This window comes from Ensifer sp. CCNWLY38, from assembly GCF_037120565.1.
In the GTDB taxonomy this organism is placed as follows: domain Bacteria; phylum Pseudomonadota; class Alphaproteobacteria; order Rhizobiales; family Rhizobiaceae; genus Ensifer; species Ensifer adhaerens_H.
Genome location: NZ_JBBBBO010000004.1, coordinates 329,632 through 350,112 on the forward strand (window position 1 = coordinate 329,632; position 20,481 = coordinate 350,112).

17 protein-coding genes and 1 other RNA gene are annotated in these 20,481 nt (G+C 63.2%); 16 read left to right on the forward strand and 2 right to left on the reverse strand.

Features of this window, described 5'->3' with window-relative positions:
- Window positions 1–76: 76 nt before the first annotated feature.
- Entirely contained in the window at window positions 77–712 is a 636-nt protein-coding gene (locus V7S54_RS11160) for a LysE family translocator (RefSeq protein ID WP_065374992.1), read from the reverse strand.
- A gap of 132 nt (window positions 713–844) precedes the next feature.
- Window positions 845–2,062, reverse strand: a complete 1,218-nt coding sequence (locus V7S54_RS11165; RefSeq protein ID WP_065374991.1) for a pyrophosphate--fructose-6-phosphate 1-phosphotransferase — start codon at window positions 2,060–2,062, stop codon at window positions 845–847.
- A gap of 429 nt (window positions 2,063–2,491) precedes the next feature.
- Here V7S54_RS11165 and V7S54_RS11170 point away from each other — a divergent pair, with 429 nt between their 5' ends.
- The 16 genes from V7S54_RS11170 to murC all read left to right on the forward strand — a co-directional run bounded on the left by V7S54_RS11170 (window position 2,492) and on the right by murC (window position 20,480).
- Window positions 2,492–3,199, forward strand: a complete 708-nt coding sequence (locus tag V7S54_RS11170; protein WP_058321238.1) for a J domain-containing protein — start codon at window positions 2,492–2,494, stop codon at window positions 3,197–3,199.
- Window positions 3,196–3,960 (forward strand): N-acetylmuramoyl-L-alanine amidase, encoded by a 765-nt coding sequence (locus V7S54_RS11175; protein ID WP_065374990.1) that lies wholly within the window; start codon window positions 3,196–3,198, stop codon window positions 3,958–3,960. Before V7S54_RS11170 ends, V7S54_RS11175 begins: the two co-directional genes overlap by 4 nt.
- A gap of 224 nt (window positions 3,961–4,184) precedes the next feature.
- On the forward strand, window positions 4,185–4,712 hold the full coding sequence (locus V7S54_RS11180; protein WP_057253452.1) for a lytic transglycosylase domain-containing protein: 528 nt from the start codon (window positions 4,185–4,187) through the stop codon (window positions 4,710–4,712).
- Between the two features lie 251 nt (window positions 4,713–4,963).
- Window positions 4,964–6,154, forward strand: coding sequence for an NAD(P)/FAD-dependent oxidoreductase (locus V7S54_RS11185; RefSeq protein WP_065374989.1), 1,191 nt, complete (start codon window positions 4,964–4,966; stop codon window positions 6,152–6,154).
- Between the two features lie 104 nt (window positions 6,155–6,258).
- Window positions 6,259–6,659: RNase P RNA component class A (rnpB, locus tag V7S54_RS11190), an RNA gene on the forward strand.
- Window positions 6,660–7,248: 589 nt separating this feature from the next.
- Entirely contained in the window at window positions 7,249–7,689 is a 441-nt protein-coding gene (gene mraZ / locus V7S54_RS11195; RefSeq protein WP_065374988.1) for a division/cell wall cluster transcriptional repressor MraZ, read from the forward strand.
- A gap of 14 nt (window positions 7,690–7,703) precedes the next feature.
- The gene (gene rsmH, locus V7S54_RS11200; RefSeq protein WP_057253457.1) at window positions 7,704–8,729 is read left to right on the forward strand and encodes a 16S rRNA (cytosine(1402)-N(4))-methyltransferase RsmH; all 1,026 of its coding nucleotides are present in this window, start codon (window positions 7,704–7,706) and stop codon (window positions 8,727–8,729) included.
- Between the two features lie 6 nt (window positions 8,730–8,735).
- On the forward strand, window positions 8,736–9,122 hold the full coding sequence (gene ftsL, locus V7S54_RS11205) for a cell division protein FtsL (RefSeq protein ID WP_065374987.1): 387 nt from the start codon (window positions 8,736–8,738) through the stop codon (window positions 9,120–9,122).
- Window positions 9,122–10,870, forward strand: a complete 1,749-nt coding sequence (locus V7S54_RS11210; RefSeq protein WP_065374986.1) for a peptidoglycan D,D-transpeptidase FtsI family protein — start codon at window positions 9,122–9,124, stop codon at window positions 10,868–10,870. Before ftsL ends, V7S54_RS11210 begins: the two co-directional genes overlap by 1 nt.
- 66 nt (window positions 10,871–10,936) lie before the next feature.
- Window positions 10,937–12,400 (forward strand): UDP-N-acetylmuramoyl-L-alanyl-D-glutamate--2,6-diaminopimelate ligase, encoded by a 1,464-nt coding sequence (locus V7S54_RS11215; RefSeq protein ID WP_065375040.1) that lies wholly within the window; start codon window positions 10,937–10,939, stop codon window positions 12,398–12,400.
- 1 nt (window position 12,401) lies between these two features.
- The gene (locus V7S54_RS11220; RefSeq protein ID WP_065374985.1) at window positions 12,402–13,841 is read left to right on the forward strand and encodes a UDP-N-acetylmuramoylalanyl-D-glutamyl-2,6-diaminopimelate--D-alanyl-D-alanine ligase; all 1,440 of its coding nucleotides are present in this window, start codon (window positions 12,402–12,404) and stop codon (window positions 13,839–13,841) included.
- Between the two features lie 250 nt (window positions 13,842–14,091).
- Window positions 14,092–15,192, forward strand: coding sequence for a phospho-N-acetylmuramoyl-pentapeptide-transferase (gene mraY, locus V7S54_RS11225; RefSeq protein ID WP_065374984.1), 1,101 nt, complete (start codon window positions 14,092–14,094; stop codon window positions 15,190–15,192).
- A gap of 7 nt (window positions 15,193–15,199) precedes the next feature.
- A complete protein-coding gene (murD, locus tag V7S54_RS11230) occupies window positions 15,200–16,591 on the forward strand; it encodes a UDP-N-acetylmuramoyl-L-alanine--D-glutamate ligase (protein ID WP_336408359.1) in 1,392 nt (463 codons plus the stop codon).
- Between the two features lie 200 nt (window positions 16,592–16,791).
- Window positions 16,792–17,946, forward strand: coding sequence for a putative lipid II flippase FtsW (gene ftsW / locus V7S54_RS11235; protein WP_057253468.1), 1,155 nt, complete (start codon window positions 16,792–16,794; stop codon window positions 17,944–17,946).
- Between the two features lie 3 nt (window positions 17,947–17,949).
- A complete protein-coding gene (murG, locus tag V7S54_RS11240; protein ID WP_065374982.1) occupies window positions 17,950–19,074 on the forward strand; it encodes an undecaprenyldiphospho-muramoylpentapeptide beta-N-acetylglucosaminyltransferase in 1,125 nt (374 codons plus the stop codon).
- A complete protein-coding gene (murC, locus tag V7S54_RS11245) occupies window positions 19,071–20,480 on the forward strand; it encodes a UDP-N-acetylmuramate--L-alanine ligase (RefSeq protein ID WP_065374981.1) in 1,410 nt (469 codons plus the stop codon). The genes murG and murC overlap by 4 nt, the downstream gene beginning before the upstream one ends.
- Window position 20,481 lies beyond the last annotated feature (1 nt).

A 20,481-nucleotide genomic window follows, 5' to 3' on the forward strand; every position in this document is an offset into this window, starting at 1 on the left:
ATCAGCGGTTGCCAGCCGCCAAGAGTGAATCTCCATTAACCTATGAGGCTGGCGGCGGCAAGCGCGGGCGACGATTTCAAGCCGAGGCGCGCTTCATCGTCGCCGTCAGAAGCCCCGCGCCGATGAGCATGGAGCCGCCGGCGCGGTTGACGATGCGGCGGATATTAGGCCTTGAGATCGTGCTGCGCGCCGCGGTCGCAAGGGCCGCGTAGAGGCTGGCATTGACGATCGCGAGCGTCAGGAAAGTGAGCTCGAAAATCGCCATCTGGGTAAAGAGCGACTGGCTGAGGTCGAGGAACTGCGGCAGGAAGGCGACGAAGAAGACGATGCTCTTCGGGTTGAGCGCGGTCACCGCATAGGTGTGGAAGAAGATACGCAGCGGGCGCTCGGTGGGGGTGGTTTCGACGTCGGCATCGCCGCCGGCTGCGACCGGCGCGCGCCAGAGCTTCATGCCGAGCCAGATGAGATAGGCCGCTCCCACCCATTTCAGCACGGTGAAGATCGCCGCCGAGGTCGCCAGCAGCGCACCGAGGCCGAGCATGGAGGCGGTCATCGCGGTGAAATCGCCGAGCGCGACACCGGCGACGGTGGCGCCTGCCGTCTTGCGGCCATGGCCGAGCGCATAGGAGATCACGAGAAGAATGGTGGGACCGGGGATGGCGAGCAGCACGGCAGAGGCTGCGGCAAAAGCAAACCAATGTTCAAAGGACATGAAAAAGCTCCGCATTTAACTGGTATTCGGCAATGAATTGGCCGAGCCAGCCATGGAAACGCGGAGCCGTCAATCTTTTAAATCAGGCGTTGTCGGCGGGCGGCATACGCACCCGCCGGGGTTCGCATGGTATCAGTGCTTCTGCGCCTGCCATTTCTGGCCAATGACGTCCATCACGTCGCCGAACCACTTGACCGAGGTGTCGAACTGCTTGCCGCCCTTGATGCGCGGGAACTCGATCGTGCGCAGCTTGCCGCCCTGGTCCTCGTCGTGACCGGTGACGCCGGAGACCTTGTTGAGCGCGCTTTCGACCGCGAGGTCGACCATGCTCTGGATCAGGCGCAGGTCGTCGCCATTGGCCGGTGCGGAGCGGGCATAGTAGCCGGACTTCTGCACCATCGCGCGTTCGGCGCCGAGCAGTGCCGCGAACTGCTTCGAGAACCAGTTGCCGACATTGATCGTGTCGATCTTCACGTGGCCGAAGGCATCGCGCTTGATCGTTTCGCCGGCCGCTTCCCGCTCAGTGACGATCGCATCGAGGCAGGCGCCTTCGCTGACGAACAGCGTCACGAAGCCGGTGCGGTCCATGATCTTACGCAGGCGATCGGCTTCGCCCTGCAGATCGAACTTCATCTCCGGCAGGTAGAGACCGTCGATGTTCTTCATCTGGCGGTTCATCATGAAGCCGTCGACGAACTCCTTGTCGTCGATCGCCTGGATATAGGAGCGGGCGGTGGCCGCGGTCAGCCAGCCGCAATGACGGCCCATGACCTCGTGGACGACCAGCGTGCGCGGCGCGGCGCTCTGCTCGTTGCTGACATTGTCGAAGAAGCGGGCACCGTATTCGGCGGCCGTCCATGCGCCGAGCGTCTGGCGGATCGGCACGACGTCGTTGTCGACGGTCTTCGGCAGGCCGACCACGGTCAGGTTGTAGCCGTTGGCGCCGAGATAGGCGGCAAGGTCGGCGGCCGTCGTGTTGGTGTCGTCGCCACCGATCGTGTGGAGGATCGAGATGCCGTCATTGGCAAGCCGCTCTGCGGCGATGCGCAGCGGGTTCTCGCCATCCTTGACGAGGCCGCGCTTGACGCAGTCGGCCGCGTTGGTGAGCTTGACGCGGCTGTTGCCGATCGGCGAGCCGCCATGGCGGTGCAGGAGATGCGCCTTCTCGCGCATGTCGCGGGTGATCTCGATGCGGTCGCCTAAGAGCACGCCCTGGTAGCCGGAGCGATAGGCGACCAGCTCATATTCGGGCGCGACATCCGTATAGCGCTCGATCAGGCCCCCAACGGCAGATGACAGACAGGGCGCGAGCCCGCCGGCCGTCAGCATTGCGACTTTTTTCTTGGCCATGTTTCCTCCTCGGGACTTTGGCATGCGATAGGTGGGGCCTCCATAACGCAAATCGGATGGAAATTAAATGACGGGTCTGTGGATGTTGTGTCGAACTGCTGCCGCAAGGAGCCATTGAGCGCCGGAATGACGGGCAGGGCAGGTGCGCGCGGATTGTCGCAGGGCGCGCTGCCCGTGGGCGCGCAGGCTGGCTGTTGCGAACGGTGGAACTGCTGCCTTTTCCGGCCGCGATGACATCTCTTTTTTATTGAAAGGCTGTTCCCGCGGGAACAGCTTTCCATCGGCTGACTGTCGCAAGTTCCAATCGATGGATTGACAATAGTGAGGGGCCATCACAAATTCGTCATCCTCGTGGTCCGGGCCGTCCACCGCTTGCGATTTGCCACCACATCGGTCCATGCTATAGAGTGGAGAGACAGGGAACCTCGCATGTCATTTTGGGACAGCCTCCTCAAGATCGTTATCGCCACCGGCAATGCACTTGCCGGCGTGGTCGAGGCCGTGCGCACCCTGTTCGAGGGCGATCCGGAAACGCGGCGCAAGGTGGCCTTCTCCGTCGCCATGATCGCGCTTTCGGCCAAGATGGCCAAGGCCGACGGCATCGTGACCGAGGCCGAGGTCGACGCCTTCCGCGACATCTTTCAGTTTCCGCCGGATCAGGCGCAGAACGTCGCGCGTCTCTATAACCTGGCGCGCCAGGACGTCGCCGGTTACGAGGCCTATGCGGAGAAGATGGCGTCGCTGTGTTCGTCCTGCGAAAAGAATTGCCCGATCCTCGAGGACATCGTCGACGGCCTGTTCCACATCGCCAAGTCGGATGGCGCCGTGCATGAGCGCGAGCTCGCCTTCCTGTTGCGCGTGGCAGACATCTTCGGCATGGACGAGGGACATTTCGAGCGCATCATGGCCCGTCATGTCCATGGTGACGGCCGCGACCCCTATCAGGTGCTCGGTGTTTCGCGTAAGGATGACTTCGCCGATATCCGCAGGCGCTACCGGGTGCTCGTTTCGGAGAACCACCCGGACATGCTGGTTGCGCGCGGCGTACCGCACGAATTCCACGCGATCGCCAATGATCGCATGGCGGCACTGAATGCCGCCTATGAGGCGATCGAGAAAGAACGCCGAGCCGCATGACCTCCAAATACTGCGACTATCCGGGTGCACGCTTCATGCCGTCGCCCAATTTCGGCGACCGCGTCGACCAGCGCGCCCCGGATATGATCGTTCTGCATTATACCGGCATGCCGACGGGCGCTTCGGCGCTCGAATGGCTTTGCCGCGAGGAAAGCCAGGTCTCCAGCCATTACTTCGTCCACGAGGATGGGCGTGTCGATCAGCTTGTGCCGGAGGCGCGCCGTGCCTGGCATGCCGGCAAGAGCTATTGGAAGGGCGAGACCGATATCAATTCCTGCTCGATCGGAATAGAGATCGCCAACCCGGGTCACCCAGGCGGTCTGCCGGACTTTCCGGAAAAACAGATCGCGGCAGTTGTGGAATTGTGTCGGGACTGCGGCGACCGCTGGTCGATCGCGCCCGAGAGAGTGCTCGCCCACAGCGATATCGCCCCCATTCGCAAGGTCGATCCGGGAGAAAAATTTCCCTGGAACATTCTTCATCGCGAAGGGGTCGGGCACTGGGTGGAACCGGCCCCGATCAGCGGCGGACGCTTTTTCCAGCGCGGTGACCAGGGCCAGCCGGTGGAGGCCATCCAGTCGATGCTGTCGCTCTACGGTTATGGCATTGATGTAACTGGCGAATTCTGTGAAAAGACCGAGGGCTCGGTCGCGGCGTTCCAGCGGCACTTCCGGCAACAAAGGGTCGATGGCATCGCTGACATCTCAACCCTCGATACGCTCCACCGGCTGCTTTCCGGCCTGCCGCAATTTACCGCCTGACGCGGAAGATTTTTTCGTCAAAACGGCACTTCTGCAGATATTCTTGGCATGTTTTTTTAGCTTTGCCACATGTTTACCATGATGCGGCATTCATTTCCGGCCCCATTGGAACTGCAGGGGTATCAGGGCGCAACGCTCACTTCCTGTGAATGAAACGATCGGGAAGTGAGGTTCGAAGCGGGGTGCGCTTCGGTCCATTCCCCAGGCCGGAGAATTCAAACTAAATGAGAATATCGTCTGTTGCTGCGGTGGCGGCATGCCTTGGCATGTTCTTCGCCGGGATGGGTACGTCGTATGCGGGGAATGTCGATAAGACCATCAAGACCTCATCCATCCAGTCCGTCACCCGGACCACAGGCTATCCCAAGCCCGATCTCGTCTCGAACGTCCAGTACACGGGTCTGATCAAGTCCTACGCCAAGCAATACGGCGTTCCGGTCGATCTGGCGCATGCGATCGTCAAGGTCGAGAGCAATTTCAATCCCAAGGCACGCGGCAGCGCCGGCGAAATCGGCCTGATGCAGATCAAGCCTGCTACCGCTCGCATGATGGGCTATTCCGGTTCCTCCAAGGGTCTCTACGATCCGGAAACCAACATCAAATTCGGCATGAAGTATCTCGCCATGGCGCATGAGCTGTCCGGCGGTACGACGTGCGGCACGGTTCTCAAGTACAATGCCGGCCACGGCGCCAAGCGCATGAACCCGGTTTCCAAGCGCTACTGCGGCAAGGTGCAGAACATCATCGACTGATCGATTGCATGACGAGCGCCGGCGCGTTCTTTCGCTTGGCGAAAGCGCCGCGCGTCTAATCAGACGCGCAAAGGTCGCTGTAGCACTTTGATTTTCTGCATGTCTTTGTCCTTAAATCGAGGTCGATTTAAGGAGACGTGCAGTAGCCGGACAGGTCTCGCGTTCCGGCGCACAGGGAAAAACCCTACAACCATCGTGCCATACAGGCGCCGGCATGCTATCTCCCTTGAGCAAAAGGGACGAGGACCGGCATGTCGGAAAGCTTTGATTTCATTGTCGTCGGCAAGGGCATGATGGGGGCTGCGGCCGCCCGCCACCTGGCGCTTTCGGGAGCCAAGATCGCGCTGATCGGCCCTGATGAGCCGACGGACTGGGCCAATCATGCCGGCGTCTTTTCGAGCCACTACGATAATGCCCGCATCACCCGCACGATCGACGACGATCCAGTGTGGGCGCGGCTCGCCAGGCGCTCGATCGAGCGTTACGGCGAAATCGAAGGCGAAAGCGGCATCGGTTTCTACCACGAAGTCGGCTGCCTGATCGCCGGGCCGGCGCCCGGATCTTCCTACGACTATATCGAACAGGTCGAGAAGGCGCGCGACGCGCTTGGCGTCGAGGCGCCGCTCTACGATGGCGAGGCGCTGTCGCAGCATTTCCCCTGGTTCCGTTTCCCCGATGGCACCGCCGGCGTTCACGAGAGGCGCGGGGCCGGCTACATCAACCCGCGGGCGCTGGTCGCGGCGCAGACGGTATGCGCCGAGAAGGCGGGAGCCCGGATCGTGCGCAGCGAGGTCGCGACCGTATCGGAGGAGCGCGACCGTGTGGTTGTCGCGACCGTCGACGGAAAGCATTTCGCGGCAGGCCGGGTGATCGTTGCTGCCGGCGGGTTCTCGATTTCCGCAACGCTCCTGCCGCGGCCGATCGATCTCACCGTCAAAGCGCGAACCGTATTCTTTGCCGAAGTGGCAAACGGCGATCTGTCTGGTTTCGAGGGCATGCCGTCGCTGATCGGTGCGGCGTCGGAGCAGGAGAGAAGCTATTATCTTCTGCCGCCGGTCGGCTATGCGGACGGCAAGCATTACATCAAGATCGGCGGCGATCCGACCGACAGGATCCTCGAAGGCGAACCGGCGTTGCGGCAATGGTTCCGCGGGCCGGGCAGCGCGACAGCGGCGGAGCATTTGCGCGGGCTGCTGGCCGAGGTGATGCCCGGCTTCCAGCCTGTCTCCACTCACTTTTCGCCCTGCGTCACCTCGTTCACCCGGCACGGGCTGCCCTATATCGGCTTTGCCGAGCGCAGCCGTATCGCCGTCGTCACCGGCGGCAACGGCCAGGCGGCAAAGAGCTCCGACGAGATCGGCCGGCTCGGCGCGGTTCTCGTGCTCAACGGCCGGATCGACGAGCCCGAATACGATGCGGATTTCTCCGTCGCGTTTCGCTAGATCGGGGCGTCAAGATCGCCTTGATCTGATCTGCCCTGTTGGCAGCTCAAAAACCCTGCCGTTTTTTCTGGCGCGCTGCGGCGGGCTGGTTTAAGGAGCGCGTGCCAGTTGGCCGGGCAGCCGCTCTCCGCAAGTGCCGAAAGGCCGCGGGGGGAGGAAAGTCCGGGCTCCACGGAAATACGGTGCCGGATAACGTCCGGCGAGGGCGACCTCAGGGAAAGTGCCACAGAAAGCAAACCGCTCCGCTTGGCGGAGTAAGGGTGAAAGGGTGGGGTAAGAGCCCACCGCGGACATGGCGACATGGACGGCACGGCAAACCCCACCGGGAGCAAGACCGAATAGGGATGACGCGGGCGCGCAAGCGTCCAGCCTGTTTCCGGGCCAGTCATCCGGGTGGGTTGCAAGAGGCTGCGTGCAAGCGCAGTCCCAGATGAATGGCTGCCACGTTCCGTTGCCTTCGGGCTGCGGGGCCATACAGAACCCGGCTTACAGGCCAACTGGCGATTTCTCTCCGACTGCTGCGTGCGGCACACGTTGACGGCGTATTGGCGCGTTCTTTCCTGACGATTTCGCTGCGGGTGCTCCCCCTGATCTCCCTGAGCGGCCCTTGCAAATCGGCCCGAACCGCGCGTCGTTTTTCGCGCCAGCGACCGCTTCGGTGCAGGCGGCTTTTTCGTTGCCAATGCGCTTTCCCATCCTGCTGTGACGCGCAAACACCTCTGCACAGCCACGTTGCTGCGCTCTTTCTCACATTCTGATTTTCCAACGATTTGAAGCCGTTCCGCCGTCGCATTCCCGGACGGTGGGGGTCTCTTCGTAACCCTTCGTTAAACTTAACAACCTATCAATATTTGATCAGCCCGACGGCTGTTTACGAGCCCAATCCCATTGACGCCCATATGGTCCCATGATATCCCATAATGGCACTGCGCAGGGGCTGCTTCGCGGCCCAACATCGCAAGCTTCCAGTGCCTTCCGGCTTCGGAGGGTGGGCGGACATTCCGGTGTCCGGCAGGGGTGTCTTGTGTGTGCGGTTACGTGTTCTCGCGGGTCGATGATCGTGGCCCGTCAGTCTTGGGCGGCCGTTTCGCGTTATGAACCGCTTCTTGTCACATGCTGCCAATCGGATCGATGCGAAGGGGCGGGTTTCCGTTCCCTCGGTGTTTCGTTCCGTGCTGTCGGATGGGGGCGTCCGGGAGCTATACTGTTTTCAGGATTTCGTCTTCCCGGCGATCAGCGTCGGCGGGCCGGAGCTCCTGGATCGGTTCGAGAGGCAGATGGCGGCCGAGGATCCGTTTTCCCCGGAAGCCAACGAGATGTCGCTGCTCGTTCATGGGGGCGGCGTCTTCGTGAAGCTCGATCCGGAAGGCCGGTTGATGGTGACGGATTTCATCCGCGACTTCACCGGAATCTTGACCGACGTGATGTTCGTCGGGCGGGGCGATTATTTTCAGCTCTGGGAGCCGCAGGCCTTTGTCAAGGCGCAGGCGGTGGCCCGGGAAGGGCGCAAATCACGGGGGTTGCGTCCAGACTAGAATGGAGAGGCGGAATGGTGACGGAACAAGGCGGAGGTATTCCTGAAGCCGAAGGCGGACCGGTTCGTCACATTCCCGTCCTCCTGTCGGAGGTTCTCGCGGCGCTCGAGCCTGCGCCCGGCAAGGTCATCCTCGATGGCACCTTCGGTGCAGGCGGCTACAGTTCCGCAATCCTCAAGGCCGGCGCCGATGTCATCGCGCTCGACCGCGACCCGACGGCGATTGCCGCCGGCGAGAAGCAGGTCGCCGAGTGGGGCGGACGGTTGAAGCTCATTCATTCGCAGTTCTCCGAGCTTGCCGCCTATGCGCCGGCCGAGGGGCTCGACGGCGTCGTGCTCGATATCGGCGTTTCCTCCATGCAGATCGACGAGGCCGAGCGTGGCTTCTCCTTCCAGAAGAAGGGGCCGCTCGACATGCGCATGTCGGCCTCGGGCGTTTCGGCCGCCGATGTCGTCAACCGCGCCAAGGTCTCCGATCTCATCCGCATCTTCGGCTTTCTCGGCGAAGAGAAGCAGGCGGGCCGCATTGCCCGTGCCATCGAGAAGCGCCGGGCCGAGCAGCCCTTCGAGACGACCCGCGACCTTGCGGGCCTGATCGAGGTGGTGACGCCGCGCAAGGCAAAAGACAAGATCCATCCGGCGACCCGCGTCTTCCAGGCGCTGCGCGTTTTCGTCAACGACGAACTCGGCGAGCTCGCTCAAGCGCTGTTTGCGGCCGAAAAGGCGCTGAAGCCAGGTGGCCGTCTTGTCGTCGTCACCTTCCATTCGCTCGAAGACCGGATCGTCAAGGCCTTCTTCCAGGATCGCTCCGGCAAGGCGAGTGGCTCGCGCCACCTGCCCATGGTTTCTGCGCGGGCGGCAACCTTCACGCCAGTTGGCAAGCCTATGGTGGCGGCCAGCGAGGAAGAAGCGTCCCTCAATCCGCGCGCCCGCTCCGCAAAGCTGCGCGCCGGCATCCGCACGCAAGCTGCGTCGCCGGGAAACGATCTATCCATTTTCAATCTGCCGGAACTGGCAAGCCTTGCACGGTTGGGGGGCTGACAAGACATGCTTCGAACGCTCGATATCGTTCTGATCGTCGTCATGACGGCCGCCGCGACAGTGACCTATACGATCAAGCACCGCGCCGAAAACAAGCTTGAGGAAGTCCGCAAGCTCGACGTGGCGATCAAGCTGGAAGAGGACACGATCGATCTGCTTCGCGCCGACTGGGCGCTCTTGACGCAGCCGAACCGGCTCGAGCGTCTGGTCGGTGCTTTCGGTGCCGACCTGCAGCTCGCGCCGACGCCTTCCACACAGCTCGCCCAGCCGCAGGAACTGCCGATGCTGACGGCGGATCTGCCGGTGCCTGAAGACGAAAAGGCTGCGAAGGACGGTATCGCCGCCATCATCAACAAGACCGATAACATGGCAACTGGCTCGGTGGCGCGCTGATGTCGTTTCTCTCCCGCATCATGGTATTGAAGAGCAAGGCGCACTTCTCGGCAGGCGGCAACAACCGACCGGCCGAAAGCGGCCTCAACGTCACCTTTCAGGGGACGCGCAAGAAGACCGCCAACCAGGCGAAGAACCGCGTCGCCATCGTGATCGCGAGCTTCGGCATCGTCTATGCCGTCATCGGCGGGCGCCTGGTGCAATACGGCATGGCGCAGCCGGAAACGGTTTCCAGTATCGGCCGGGCCGACAATCTGATGGCCTCGCGCCCTGACATTCTCGACCGCAACGGCGAGATCCTCGCGACCGACATCCGCACCGTCTCGCTCTATGCCGAGCCGCACAAGATCGTCGATGCCGACGAGGCGGTCGAGCGCCTGTCGACGGTTCTGCCTGATATCAATGCGCGCGAAATCTACAACAAGCTGAAGTCGAAATCGCGTTTCCAGTGGCTGCGCCGCCAGCTGACGCCGAAGCAGCAGAGCGAGATCCTGGCGCTCGGCATTCCCGGCGTCGGCTTCCGTCCGGAAAAGCGCCGCTTCTATCCCGGCGGCCGCACAGCCGCGCATATTCTCGGCCACGTCAACATCGACAACCGCGGCGTTGCCGGCATGGAGCGCTACATCGACAGCCAGGGTCTCGCCGACCTTGCCGCGATCGGCATGACCAGCGACGCCAAGCTCGAGCCGGTGAAGCTCTCGATCGACGTGCGCGTGCAGAACATCGTGCGCGACGTCATCGACGCCGGCATGAAGAACTATCAGGCGCTGGCCGCCGGCGCCGTCGTGCTCGACGTGAATACCGGCGAAGTGCTGGCGATGGCGTCCGTTCCCGACTACGATCCGAACAAGCCGGCCGAGGGAGCGGAAGAGGGCTGGATGAACCGCATGTCGAACGGCACGTTCGAAATGGGCTCCACCTTCAAGACCTTCACCATCGCCATGGGTCTGGATTCCGGCAAGGTGACGCTCAACGACAGCTTCGACGCCTCGGCGCCGATCCGCATCGGCGGTTTCACCATCAAGGATTTCCACGGCAAGCGCCGCGTGCTGACCGTTCCGGAAATCTTTCAGTATTCGTCGAACATCGGCACCGCGAAGATCGCCGACCTCATCGGCATTCCCGGCCACAAGGAATTCCTCACCCGTATCGGCCTGCTTTCGAAGCTGCCGACCGAACTGCCGGAGGTGAAATCCCCGACCCAGCCGCGTGAATGGAAGAAGATCAACTCGATCACCATCTCCTTCGGCCACGGCGTCTCGACGACGCCGCTGCAGACGGCGGTTGCCGGTGCTGCACTCGTCAACGGCGGCAAGCTGATCGAGCCGACCTTCCTGCCGCGCACCGAGGAGCAGGCCAACGCAGTCGCCACGCCGGTGGTCAAGAAGAGCACCAGCGACGACATGCGCTTCCTGCTTCGCTGGAACGGCATTGCCGGCTCGGGCAAGCGCGCGCTGGTGCCGGGCTTCAATGTCGGTGGCAAGACCGGTACGGCCGACAAGGTGGTCAATGGCCGCTATGCCAGCGACCAGAACTTCAACGCCTTCCTCGCGGCCTTCCCGATCGACAACCCGAAATACATCGTGCTGACCTTCATCGACGCGCCGAAGACCGGCGAGGGTGGCGGGCGCACGGCAGGCTCGAACGCTGCTCCCATGGTTCGCGACATCATCAGCCGCTCCGCGCCGCTGCTCGGTGTCGAACCAAAGTTTGGAGAAGACGGTTCTGCCTTGCTTGTGTCTTATTAGACATGAAATGAGAAAGCGGACGATTCGCGATTCTTGCGGATCGAAATCGATGCGAGACGTGCGTTCATGAAGATCAAAGACCTGGCGGGATCGAACTTCCCGGAACTTTCGGCGCAACTGGGCGGCGCTGCCGCCGATATCGACGTTGCCGGACTGACGGCCGATAGTCGGCAGGTTCAGCCAGGGGATCTCTTCGTCGCAGTTACCGGCAGCAAGGCCAATGGCAGCACCTATATTGCCGACGCGCTGAAGCGCGGCGCGGTCGCCGTGGTCACCGAAGCGGGCTCGGATGTCGATGCCTCCTCGGCGCCGGTCCTGAAGCTCTCTGAGCCCCGCGCTTTCCTGGCGCGCGCCGCTGCCGCCTTCTATGGCCGCCAGCCGGAAACCATGGTCGCCGTGACCGGCACCGCCGGCAAGACCTCGGTCGCCTCCTTCACCCGCCAGATCTGGGCGCATTCGGGCTTCGCGGCCGCGATGATCGGCACCACCGGTGTCGTCGCTCCCGGCCGCAACGATTACGGCTCGCTGACGACGCCCGACCCGGTATCGTTGCACCAGCTCTTGGCCGAACTTGCCGATGCCGGCGTTACCCATGCGGCGATGGAAGCCTCCAGCCATGGCCTCGACCAGAGCCGTCTCGACGGCGTGCGCCTTTCGGCTGCCGCCTTCACCAATCTCGGCCGCGACCACATGGACTACCATCCGACGGTCGAGCACTACATGGCCTCCAAGATGCGGCTGTTCAATACCCTGCTGCCGAAGGGCGCGCCGGCGGTGATCTTTGCCGACGACCAATGGTCGGACCAGGCGATCGCTGCCGCCCGCAAGGCGAAGCTCGACGTGCGCACGGTCGGCCGCAAGGGCGATTTCATCTCGCTGAAACGCGTCGAGCACTTCCGCCACAAGCAATCGGCCGAAGTGCATGTGGGCGACGACATCTTCGAAATCCACATTCCGCTCGCCGGCGATTTCCAGGTGGCGAACGCGCTGGTCGCGGCGGGCCTTGCGATGTCGACCGGCATCAGCGCCAAGGCTGCGTTTTCGGCGCTTGAAAAGCTGCAGGGCGCCTCCGGCCGCCTCGAGCTGGTCGGCCAGACCAGGGACGGCGCGCTCGCCTATGTCGACTACGCCCACAAGCCGGATGCGCTGGAAAATGTGCTCGCCTCGGTGCGTCCGTTCACGACCGGCCGCGTCGTCGTGGTCTTCGGCTGCGGCGGCGACCGCGACAAGGGCAAGCGCCCGATCATGGGCGAGATCGCAACAAGGCTTGCCGACGTGACGATCGTCACCGACGACAATCCGCGCTCGGAGATCCCCGAGGTGATCCGCGCCGAAATCATGACTGCTGCCAGGGGCGCGATCGAGATCGGCGACCGCGCTCAGGCGATCCGCACGGCGGTCGGCATGCTGAAGACCGGCGACACGCTGATCGTTGCGGGGAAGGGACACGAGGAGGGCCAGACGGTCGGCTCCGTGACGCTGCCCTTCTCGGATCATGCGGAGGTCCGCAAGGCATTGGGAGGCTTGTGATTTGAACTGGCTCTGGACAAGCAGCGATCTCCTGGCCGCGATGAACGGCCGGCCTGTCGGCAACCTGCCGGAAGGCATCAGCGGGATCTCCATCGACAGCCGCTCGATCGGCAAGGGCGAAGCTTTCTTTGCGATCAAGGGTGATCGCGTCGACGGTCACGACTACGCCGGCATCGCGCTCGCCAATGGCGCGGCGGTCCTGGTCGTCAGCGAAGGCAAGCTGCCGGCACTCGGACGCCTCAACGCGCCGCTGATCGTCGTCGACGATGTGCTCGAAGCGATGATCCGGCTGGGATGCGCGGCGCGTGACCGCAGCGCCGCCAAGATCATCGCCGTCACCGGTTCGGTCGGCAAGACGACGACCAAGGAGATGCTGCGCCATGTGCTTAAGCCTCAGGGCCGTGTGCATGCTTCGGTCGCATCCTTCAACAATCACTGGGGCGTGCCGCTGACGCTTGCGCGCATGCCCGAGGCAACCGACTTCGGCATCTTCGAGATAGGCATGAACCATCCGGGCGAGATCCGGCCGTTGACTGCAATGGTGCGTCCGCATGTGGCCATGGTGACGAGCATCGCCGCCGCCCACCTCGGCAACTTCAAGAGCCTCGATGAGATCGCCGACGCCAAGGCCGAGATCTTCGAAGGTGTCGTCAATGGCGGCCATGCGCTGATCATTCACGACAGCCCTCAATACAAGCTTCTGGAAAATGCCGCGGCTGCGGCCGGCGTCAGCCATATCCACTCCTTCGGCGCCAATCCCAAGGCCGAATTCCGTCTCGTCGAATTCAGCCCCGGTGCGGAAGGCTCCATCCTCTGGGCCGGCATCGGCGGGCGGACGCTGGAAGTGGCGATCGGCGCGCCCGGGCGGCACATTGCCGAGAACGCGGTTGCCGTTCTGGCAGCCGTTAAGCTTGCCGGCGGCGATCTCGACTTTGCGGCTTCGGCCCTTGCGACCATGCAGGCCGAAACGGGCAGGGGGCGGCGCCACACTCTGGCGATCGGCACCGGTACGCTGAAGCTGATCGATGAAAGCTACAATGCCAATCCGAGCTCGATGCGGGCAGCGATCGCGCTTCTGCGTGACAGCGAGCCGCCGGTCGGCGGCCGCCGCATCGCCGTGCTCGGCGACATGCTGGAAATGGGCGAACACGCCGTCGAGGTGCACGCGGCACTCGCCCGTCCGCTCGTCGAAGCCGGCATCACCGATGTCTGGCTTGCAGGACCTTTGATGGCGCATCTGCGTGATGCACTGCCGCCCGAGGTTTCCGTGATCTATCGCGAGAGCGTCGAGGACTTGAAGACTTATGCGCTGGCCGCCGTCGCGCCCGGCGATGTCGTCATGATCAAGTCGTCGAAGGGAACCGGCTGCGCCAAGATCGTGCAGGCGCTGATCGAGACCTATCCGGCAGCGCATGCCGAGGGACCGGAAGCCGAGGAATAAGCCGGCGACACCGCCCATGATGGGCGCGATGGATACAGCCTGGGGTTAGGTGGGCGCGCCCTAACACTTTCGCATGCTGCTGCATAATTCCTTAAATCGGAATCGATTTAGGGGCGAAATTATGCAGCGGATCAAAATGTTACAGCGACCTTTGCGCGTCTCGTTAGACGCGCGGCGCTGTAATGCGTATCGTTTTTCAGATGATTCTGTTGGACGACGTCTATTACCAATCCTTTGGGGAAGGTCCCTTATGCTCATTTGGCTCGTGGAACTGGCGGACCACTTTCAGTTTTTCAATCTTTTTCGCTACATCACATTCCGCACCGGCGCGGCGCTCTTCACCTCGGCCATGATCGTCTTCCTGTTCGGCCCTGCGATGATCGCTTCGCTGCGCATCCGCCAGGGCAAGGGCCAGCCGATCCGCGCCGACGGGCCGCAGACGCATTTCAAGAAGGCCGGCACCCCGACCATGGGCGGCCTGATGATTCTGGCCGGCATCGTCGTCTCGTCGCTGCTCTGGGCCGATCTTTCCAGCGTCTATGTGGTCTCGACCTTGCTCGTCACCCTCGGCTTCGGTGCAATCGGTTTCTATGACGATTATCTCAAGGTCACCAAGCAGTCGGACAAGGGCTTTTCCGGCAAGGCACGCCTCGGCTTCGAATTCATCATCGCTGCGATCGCCGTCTTCTTCATGATGCAGGCCTCGCTTTCGAGCGGTGCGGCCAGCTCCACCTTCGGCTCCTCGGTCACCTTCCCCTTCTTCAAGGACCTCATCCTCAATCTCGGCTACTTCTTCGTGCTGTTCGGCGGCTTCGTCATCGTTGGCGCCGGCAATGCCGTGAACCTGACGGACGGTCTCGACGGCCTTGCGATCGTGCCGGTCATGATCGCTGCTGCCGCCTTTGGCCTGATCGCCTATCTCGCCGGTAACGCCGTTTTCGCAAACTACCTGCAGATCCATTTCGTGCCCGGCACCGGCGAGCTTGCCGTCATCCTCGGCGCCGTCATCGGCGCCGGCCTCGGTTTCCTCTGGTTCAACGCGCCACCGGCGGCAATCTTCATGGGCGACACCGGGTCGCTGGCACTTGGCGGCCTGATCGGTACCGTTGCCGTCGCCGTCAAGCATGAGATCGTCATGATTATCATCGGCGGCCTCTTCGTCATGGAGACGCTGTCGGTCATCATCCAGGTGTTCTGGTTCAAGCGCACCGGCCGCCGCGTCTTCCTGATGGCGCCGATCCACCACCACTTCGAAAAGAAGGGCTGGACCGAAAGCCAGGTCGTGATCCGCTTCTGGATTATCGCCGTCATCCTGGCGATGGTCGGTCTTTCCACCCTCAAGCTGCGGTGAGCGGACGATGATCCCGGTCACCACATTCAAGGGCAGGAAGGTCGCTCTCTTCGGTCTCGGCGGCTCGGGGCTTGCGACAGCGCAGGCGCTGGTTGCCGGCGGCGACGAGGTGACCGCCTGGGACGACAACCCGGACAGCGTCGCCAAGGCTTCCGCCGCCGGCGTGCCGACGGCAGACCTGCGCACGGTCGAATGGTCCGGCTTTGCCGCCTTCGTGCTTTCGCCGGGCGTGCCGCTCACCCACCCGAAGCCGCACTGGACGGTCGATCTCGCCCATGCTTCGGGCGTCGAGATCATCGGCGACGTCGAGCTCTTCGTGCGCGAACGCCGCGCGCATGCGCCCGATTGCCCGTTCATCGCGATTACCGGCACCAACGGCAAGTCGACGACGACGGCGCTGATCGCGCATATTCTTCGCGAAAGCGGTCGCGACACCCAGCTCGGTGGCAATATCGGCACGGCGGTGCTGACCCTTGATCCGCCCAAGGCCGGCCGCTTCTACGTGGTCGAGTGCTCGTCCTACCAGATCGATCTGGCGCCGACGCTGAACCCGACCGCGGGCATTCTCCTGAACCTCACGCCCGACCATCTCGATCGCCACGGCACGATGCAGCACTATGCCGACATCAAGGAACGGCTGGTCGCCGGCAGCGGCACCGCCATCGTCGGCGTCGACGACAGCTTCTCGGCCCTGATCGCCGACCGCGTCGAACGCGCCGGCACGAAGACGGTCCGGATCTCGCGCCGCCATGTGCTTGCCAATGGTCTTTATGCCGAAGGCTCGCGCATCCTGAAGGCAGAAAGCGGCACGTCCAGCCTGTTCGTCGATCTCGACGGCATCCAGACGTTGCGCGGCGGCCACAACGCTCAGAACGCGGCAGCGGCCATTGCCGCCTGCCTTGCGGTCGGCGTCAACGCGGCCGAGATCCGCGATGGGCTGAAGAGCTTCCCGGGCCTCAAGCACCGCATGCAGCCGGTTGGACGCAAGGGCGCGGTCGTCTTCGTTAACGACAGCAAGGCGACCAATGCCGACGCGGCAGCGCCGGCGCTTTCGAGCTATGAGCGCATCTACTGGATCGCCGGCGGTCTGCCGAAGGAAGGCGGCATCACGACGCTTTCGCCGTTCTTCCCGAAGATCGTCAAGGCCTATCTGATCGGCGAGGCAGCGCCCGCCTTTGCGGCGACGCTCGGCGAGGCGGTACCTTACGAGATTTCGGGCACGCTGGAGCAGGCGGTGGCGCATGCGGCGGCAGAGGCAGGCAAGGACGAAGCCGGCCCCTCGGCGGTGATGTTATCCCCGGCTTGCGCAAGCTTCGACCAGTATAAGAACTTCGAGGTGCGCGGCGATGCCTTTGTCGGCCATGTGCGCGCGATCGATGGCGTGACGATGCTGATTTAGCCCGCTACAGCGCCGCGCGTCTGATCAGACGCGCAAAGGTCGCTGTAGCACTTTGAATTGCTGCATGTTTTTGTCCTTTAACCGGCTACGATTAAAGGAAACATGCAGTAGGCCGGCGCGAGAGGCGCCGGTCGAAGCGGAAGCGGTGCTGAGTTTTCGGACGTGGGGCGCGAAGGGCGCCGGAGAAGGGGACTGACAAGATGGTAAGCCGAGCCGAACGTGGCCCCGTGGCCGACTGGTTCTGGACGATCGACAGGTTCTTTCTGGCGACCTTCATCCTGTTGATGGGCGTCGGCTTCATGCTGTCCTTCGCCGCAAGCCCCGCGGTCGCCGAGCGCATCGGCCTCGACAGCTTCCACTTCGTCAAGCGCCACGCGCTCTTCCTCTTGCCGTCACTGGTGGTGATGGTCGGTATCTCGTTCCTCTCGCCGCGCCAGGTCAGGCGCGCTGCGATCCTGCTTCTCGGCGGCTCGCTCGCGATGATGGTGCTGGTGCTCTTCATCGGCGAGGAGGTGAAGGGCTCGATGCGCTGGCTTTCGATCGCCGGCATCTCGATCCAGCCCTCGGAATTCATGAAGCCGGCCTTCGTCGTCGTCTGCGCCTGGCTCTTCTCCGAGCATGCGCGCCAACCCGAAATCCCCGGCAATCTCTTTGCCATCCTGCTCTTCGGCATCGTCGCAGCGCTTCTCGTCGCCCAGCCCGACCTTGGCCAGACGATCCTGACGACCGCGGTCTGGGGCGGCATGTTCTTCATGGCCGGCATGCCCTGGCTGTGGATCATCCTGCTTGGCGGTGCGGCGCTCGGCGGCTTCTTCGTCGCTTATACGATGCTGCCGCACGTGGCGGCCCGTATCGACAAGTTCCTGACCGGCGAGGGCGACACCTTCCAGATGGATACGGCGCGCGAGGCGATCATTCGCGGCGACTGGTTCGGCCGGGGTCCTGGCGAAGGCATCGTCAAGCGCATCATCCCGGATAGCCATACCGACTTCGTCTTCTCCGTTGCGGCCGAGGAATTCGGCATCGTCTTTTGCATGGTTATCGTGCTGATCTTCGCCTTCCTGGTGATGCGCGGCCTCAACCATGCCTTCCGCGAACGCAACGACTTCAACCGGTTCGCCGTTGCCGGCCTGGTTCTCCAGATCGGCATCCAGTCGATGATCAACATCGGCGTGAACCTCGAACTGCTTCCGGCCAAGGGCATGACCCTGCCGCTGATCTCCTATGGTGGCTCGTCCATGGTGGCGATCTGCGTCACTGCCGGCTTCATCCTGGCCTTGACCCGTCACCGCCCGGAGAAGCGCGCCGTGGAGCGCAGCCTGTTTCGGTCCGGCATTGGCGTGCCGGCGGAGTAAAATATGACTAAAGGCATCATCCTGCTTGCCGCCGGCGGTACCGGCGGCCACCTTTTTCCGGCGGAGGCGCTGGGCCACGAACTGAAAGCCAATGGCTATTCGGTCCATCTCGTCACCGACAGCCGGGCCGAGCGTTATGCCGGCAAGTTCCCGGCCGACGAGGTGCATGTCGTGCCCTCGGCGACGATCGGCTCGAAGAACCCGATCAGTGTTGCGAAGTCGCTTTGGACGCTGTGGACGGGCATGCGTGCCGCGCGCAAGCTGATTGCGCGGCTGAAGCCCAAGGCCGTCGTCGGCTTCGGCGGCTACCCGACCGTGCCGCCACTCTTGGCCGCAACCGGCATGGGCGTGCCGTCGATCATCCACGAGCAGAATGCCGTCATGGGCCGCGCCAACAAGGCACTGGCTTCGCGCGTTAAGGCGATTGCCGGCGGCTTCCTGCCGGAGGGTACGGGCGCCTTTGCCGCCAAGACCGTGACAACCGGCAATCCGGTGCGCCCGGCGGTGCTTGCCGCCGCCAATTCGCCCTATGCCGCCGCCAGCGGCGACGCGCCGTTCCATCTTGTCGTCTTCGGCGGCAGCCAGGGCGCGCAATATTTTTCCAAGGCGGTCCCGCAGGCGATCTGCCGCCTAGATGACGACGTTCGCCAGCGCTTCACGATCACCCAGCAGGCGCGCCCGGAAGACAGGGACGGCGTGATCGCGACCTATGAGAAGCTTGGCGTACCGGCCGAGGTCTCGCCGTTCTTCACCGACATGGCCGAGCGCATAGCCGGTGCCCAACTCGTCATCTGCCGATCCGGCGCCTCGACGGTTTCCGAGCTTGCGGTCATCGGTCGCCCGGCGATCCTGGTGCCCTATCCCTATGCGCTCGACCACGACCAGGCGGCCAATGCCGCAGCACTCGCCGCCAAGGGCGGTGCGCGGGTGATCGCGCAGAGCGAGCTGACCGCAGACCGTCTCGCCGGCATCCTCAAGGATGCGATCGGCAACCCACAATCGCTCGCCCAGATGGCGGCAAGCGCCCGGGAAACCGGCAAGCCGGACGCAGCAAGCTTGCTTGCATCCCTCGTAGAGGCTATTGCCAGCGGTTTGACAGTCGAGAAATTCAGGGAAACACGCTCATGAAAATGCCGAAAACCATCGGGCTGGTCCATTTCATCGGTATCGGCGGCATCGGTATGAGCGGCATCGCCGAGGTTCTTCACAATCTCGGCCACCGGGTGCAGGGCTCCGACCAATCCGACAGCGCCAATGTGCAGCGCCTGCGCGCCAAGGGCATCGAGGTCTTCGTCGGCCACAAGGCCGAAAATCTCGGCGACGCCGAGGTGATCGTCGTTTCGACCGCGATCAAGAAGGACAACCCGGAACTGATCGCTGCTCGCGAGAAATTCCTTCCCGTCGTGCGCCGCGCCGAAATGCTCGCCGAGCTCATGCGCTTCCGCAATGCGATCGCGATCGGCGGCACCCACGGCAAGACGACGACGACCTCGATGGTTGCAGCGCTGCTCGAAGCCGGCAACCTCGACCCGACCGTCATCAACGGCGGCATCATCAATGCCTACGGCACCAATGCCCGCATGGGCGAGGGCGAATGGATGGTGGTGGAGGCCGACGAATCCGACGGCACCTTCCTGAAGCTGCCGGCCGACGTGGCCGTCGTCACCAACATCGACCCCGAACACCTCGACCACTACGGCAATTTCGACGCGGTGCGCGCGGCTTTCCGCCAGTTCGTCGAGAACGTGCCCTTCTACGGCTTTGGCGTGCTCTGCCTCGACCATCCGGAAGTGCAGACCATGGTCGGCAACATCGAGGACCGCAAGGTCGTCACCTACGGCGAGAACCCGCAGGCCGACGTGCGCTTCCACAACATTCGCATGGACAACGGCACCTCGATCTTCGACATCGAGATCCGCCGTCGCCGCACCGGTCAGGTGATCCCGATGAAGGATCTGCGCCTGCCGATGCCCGGTCGCCATAACGTATCGAACGCGACTGCCGCGATTGCGGTTGCCCAGCGCCTCGGCATCAGCCCGGAAGCGATCGCCAAGGGCCTTGCCTCTTTCAGCGGCGTCAAGCGCCGCTTCACGCTGACCGGCGAATGGAACGGCGTTCGCGTCTATGACGACTACGGCCACCATCCGGTCGAGATCAAGGCGGTCTTAAGGGCCGCGCGGGAGGCCTGCCAGGGGCGAATCATCGCCGTGCACCAGCCGCATCGCTACAGCCGCCTTTCGAGCCTGTTCCAGGAATTCTCCGCCTGCTTCAACGACGCCGACACGATCCTGATCGCGCCGGTCTATGCGGCGGGCGAAGAAGCGATCCCGGGCGCGACGGCCGAGGAGCTGGTGGATCGTATCAAGGCCGGTGGCCATCGCGACGCTCGTTACGTCTCCGGTCCGGAAGCGATCGCGCCGGTTGTCAGCAAGATTGCGCAGCCCGGCGATTTTGTGGTTCTCTTGGGGGCTGGCAGCATCACCTACTGGGCTGCTGCCCTGCCCAAGGAACTCGCGGATATTTCAGGAATTTGAG

Bases quoted from the DNA above. Each gene is read 5' to 3' on its own strand.
- murG (WP_065374982.1), top strand. From the start codon at position 17,950: ATGACTAAAGGCATCATCCTGCTTGCCGCCGGCGGTACCGGCGGCCAC.
- V7S54_RS11215 (WP_065375040.1), top strand. From the start codon at position 10,937: ATGAAGATCAAAGACCTGGCGGGATCGAACTTCCCGGAACTTTCGGCG.
- murC (WP_065374981.1), top strand. From the start codon at position 19,071: ATGAAAATGCCGAAAACCATCGGGCTGGTCCATTTCATCGGTATCGGC.
- V7S54_RS11180 (WP_057253452.1), top strand. From the start codon at position 4,185: ATGAGAATATCGTCTGTTGCTGCGGTGGCGGCATGCCTTGGCATGTTC.
- V7S54_RS11210 (WP_065374986.1), top strand. From the start codon at position 9,122: ATGTCGTTTCTCTCCCGCATCATGGTATTGAAGAGCAAGGCGCACTTC.
- ftsW (WP_057253468.1), top strand. From the start codon at position 16,792: ATGGTAAGCCGAGCCGAACGTGGCCCCGTGGCCGACTGGTTCTGGACG.
- V7S54_RS11170 (WP_058321238.1), top strand. From the start codon at position 2,492: ATGTCATTTTGGGACAGCCTCCTCAAGATCGTTATCGCCACCGGCAAT.
- V7S54_RS11185 (WP_065374989.1), top strand. From the start codon at position 4,964: ATGTCGGAAAGCTTTGATTTCATTGTCGTCGGCAAGGGCATGATGGGG.
- rsmH (WP_057253457.1), top strand. From the start codon at position 7,704: ATGGTGACGGAACAAGGCGGAGGTATTCCTGAAGCCGAAGGCGGACCG.
- V7S54_RS11165 (WP_065374991.1), bottom strand. From the start codon at position 2,062: ATGGCCAAGAAAAAAGTCGCAATGCTGACGGCCGGCGGGCTCGCGCCC.
- mraZ (WP_065374988.1), top strand. From the start codon at position 7,249: ATGAACCGCTTCTTGTCACATGCTGCCAATCGGATCGATGCGAAGGGG.
- mraY (WP_065374984.1), top strand. From the start codon at position 14,092: ATGCTCATTTGGCTCGTGGAACTGGCGGACCACTTTCAGTTTTTCAAT.
- murD (WP_336408359.1), top strand. From the start codon at position 15,200: ATGATCCCGGTCACCACATTCAAGGGCAGGAAGGTCGCTCTCTTCGGT.
- V7S54_RS11175 (WP_065374990.1), top strand. From the start codon at position 3,196: ATGACCTCCAAATACTGCGACTATCCGGGTGCACGCTTCATGCCGTCG.
- V7S54_RS11160 (WP_065374992.1), bottom strand. From the start codon at position 712: ATGTCCTTTGAACATTGGTTTGCTTTTGCCGCAGCCTCTGCCGTGCTG.
- ftsL (WP_065374987.1), top strand. From the start codon at position 8,736: ATGCTTCGAACGCTCGATATCGTTCTGATCGTCGTCATGACGGCCGCC.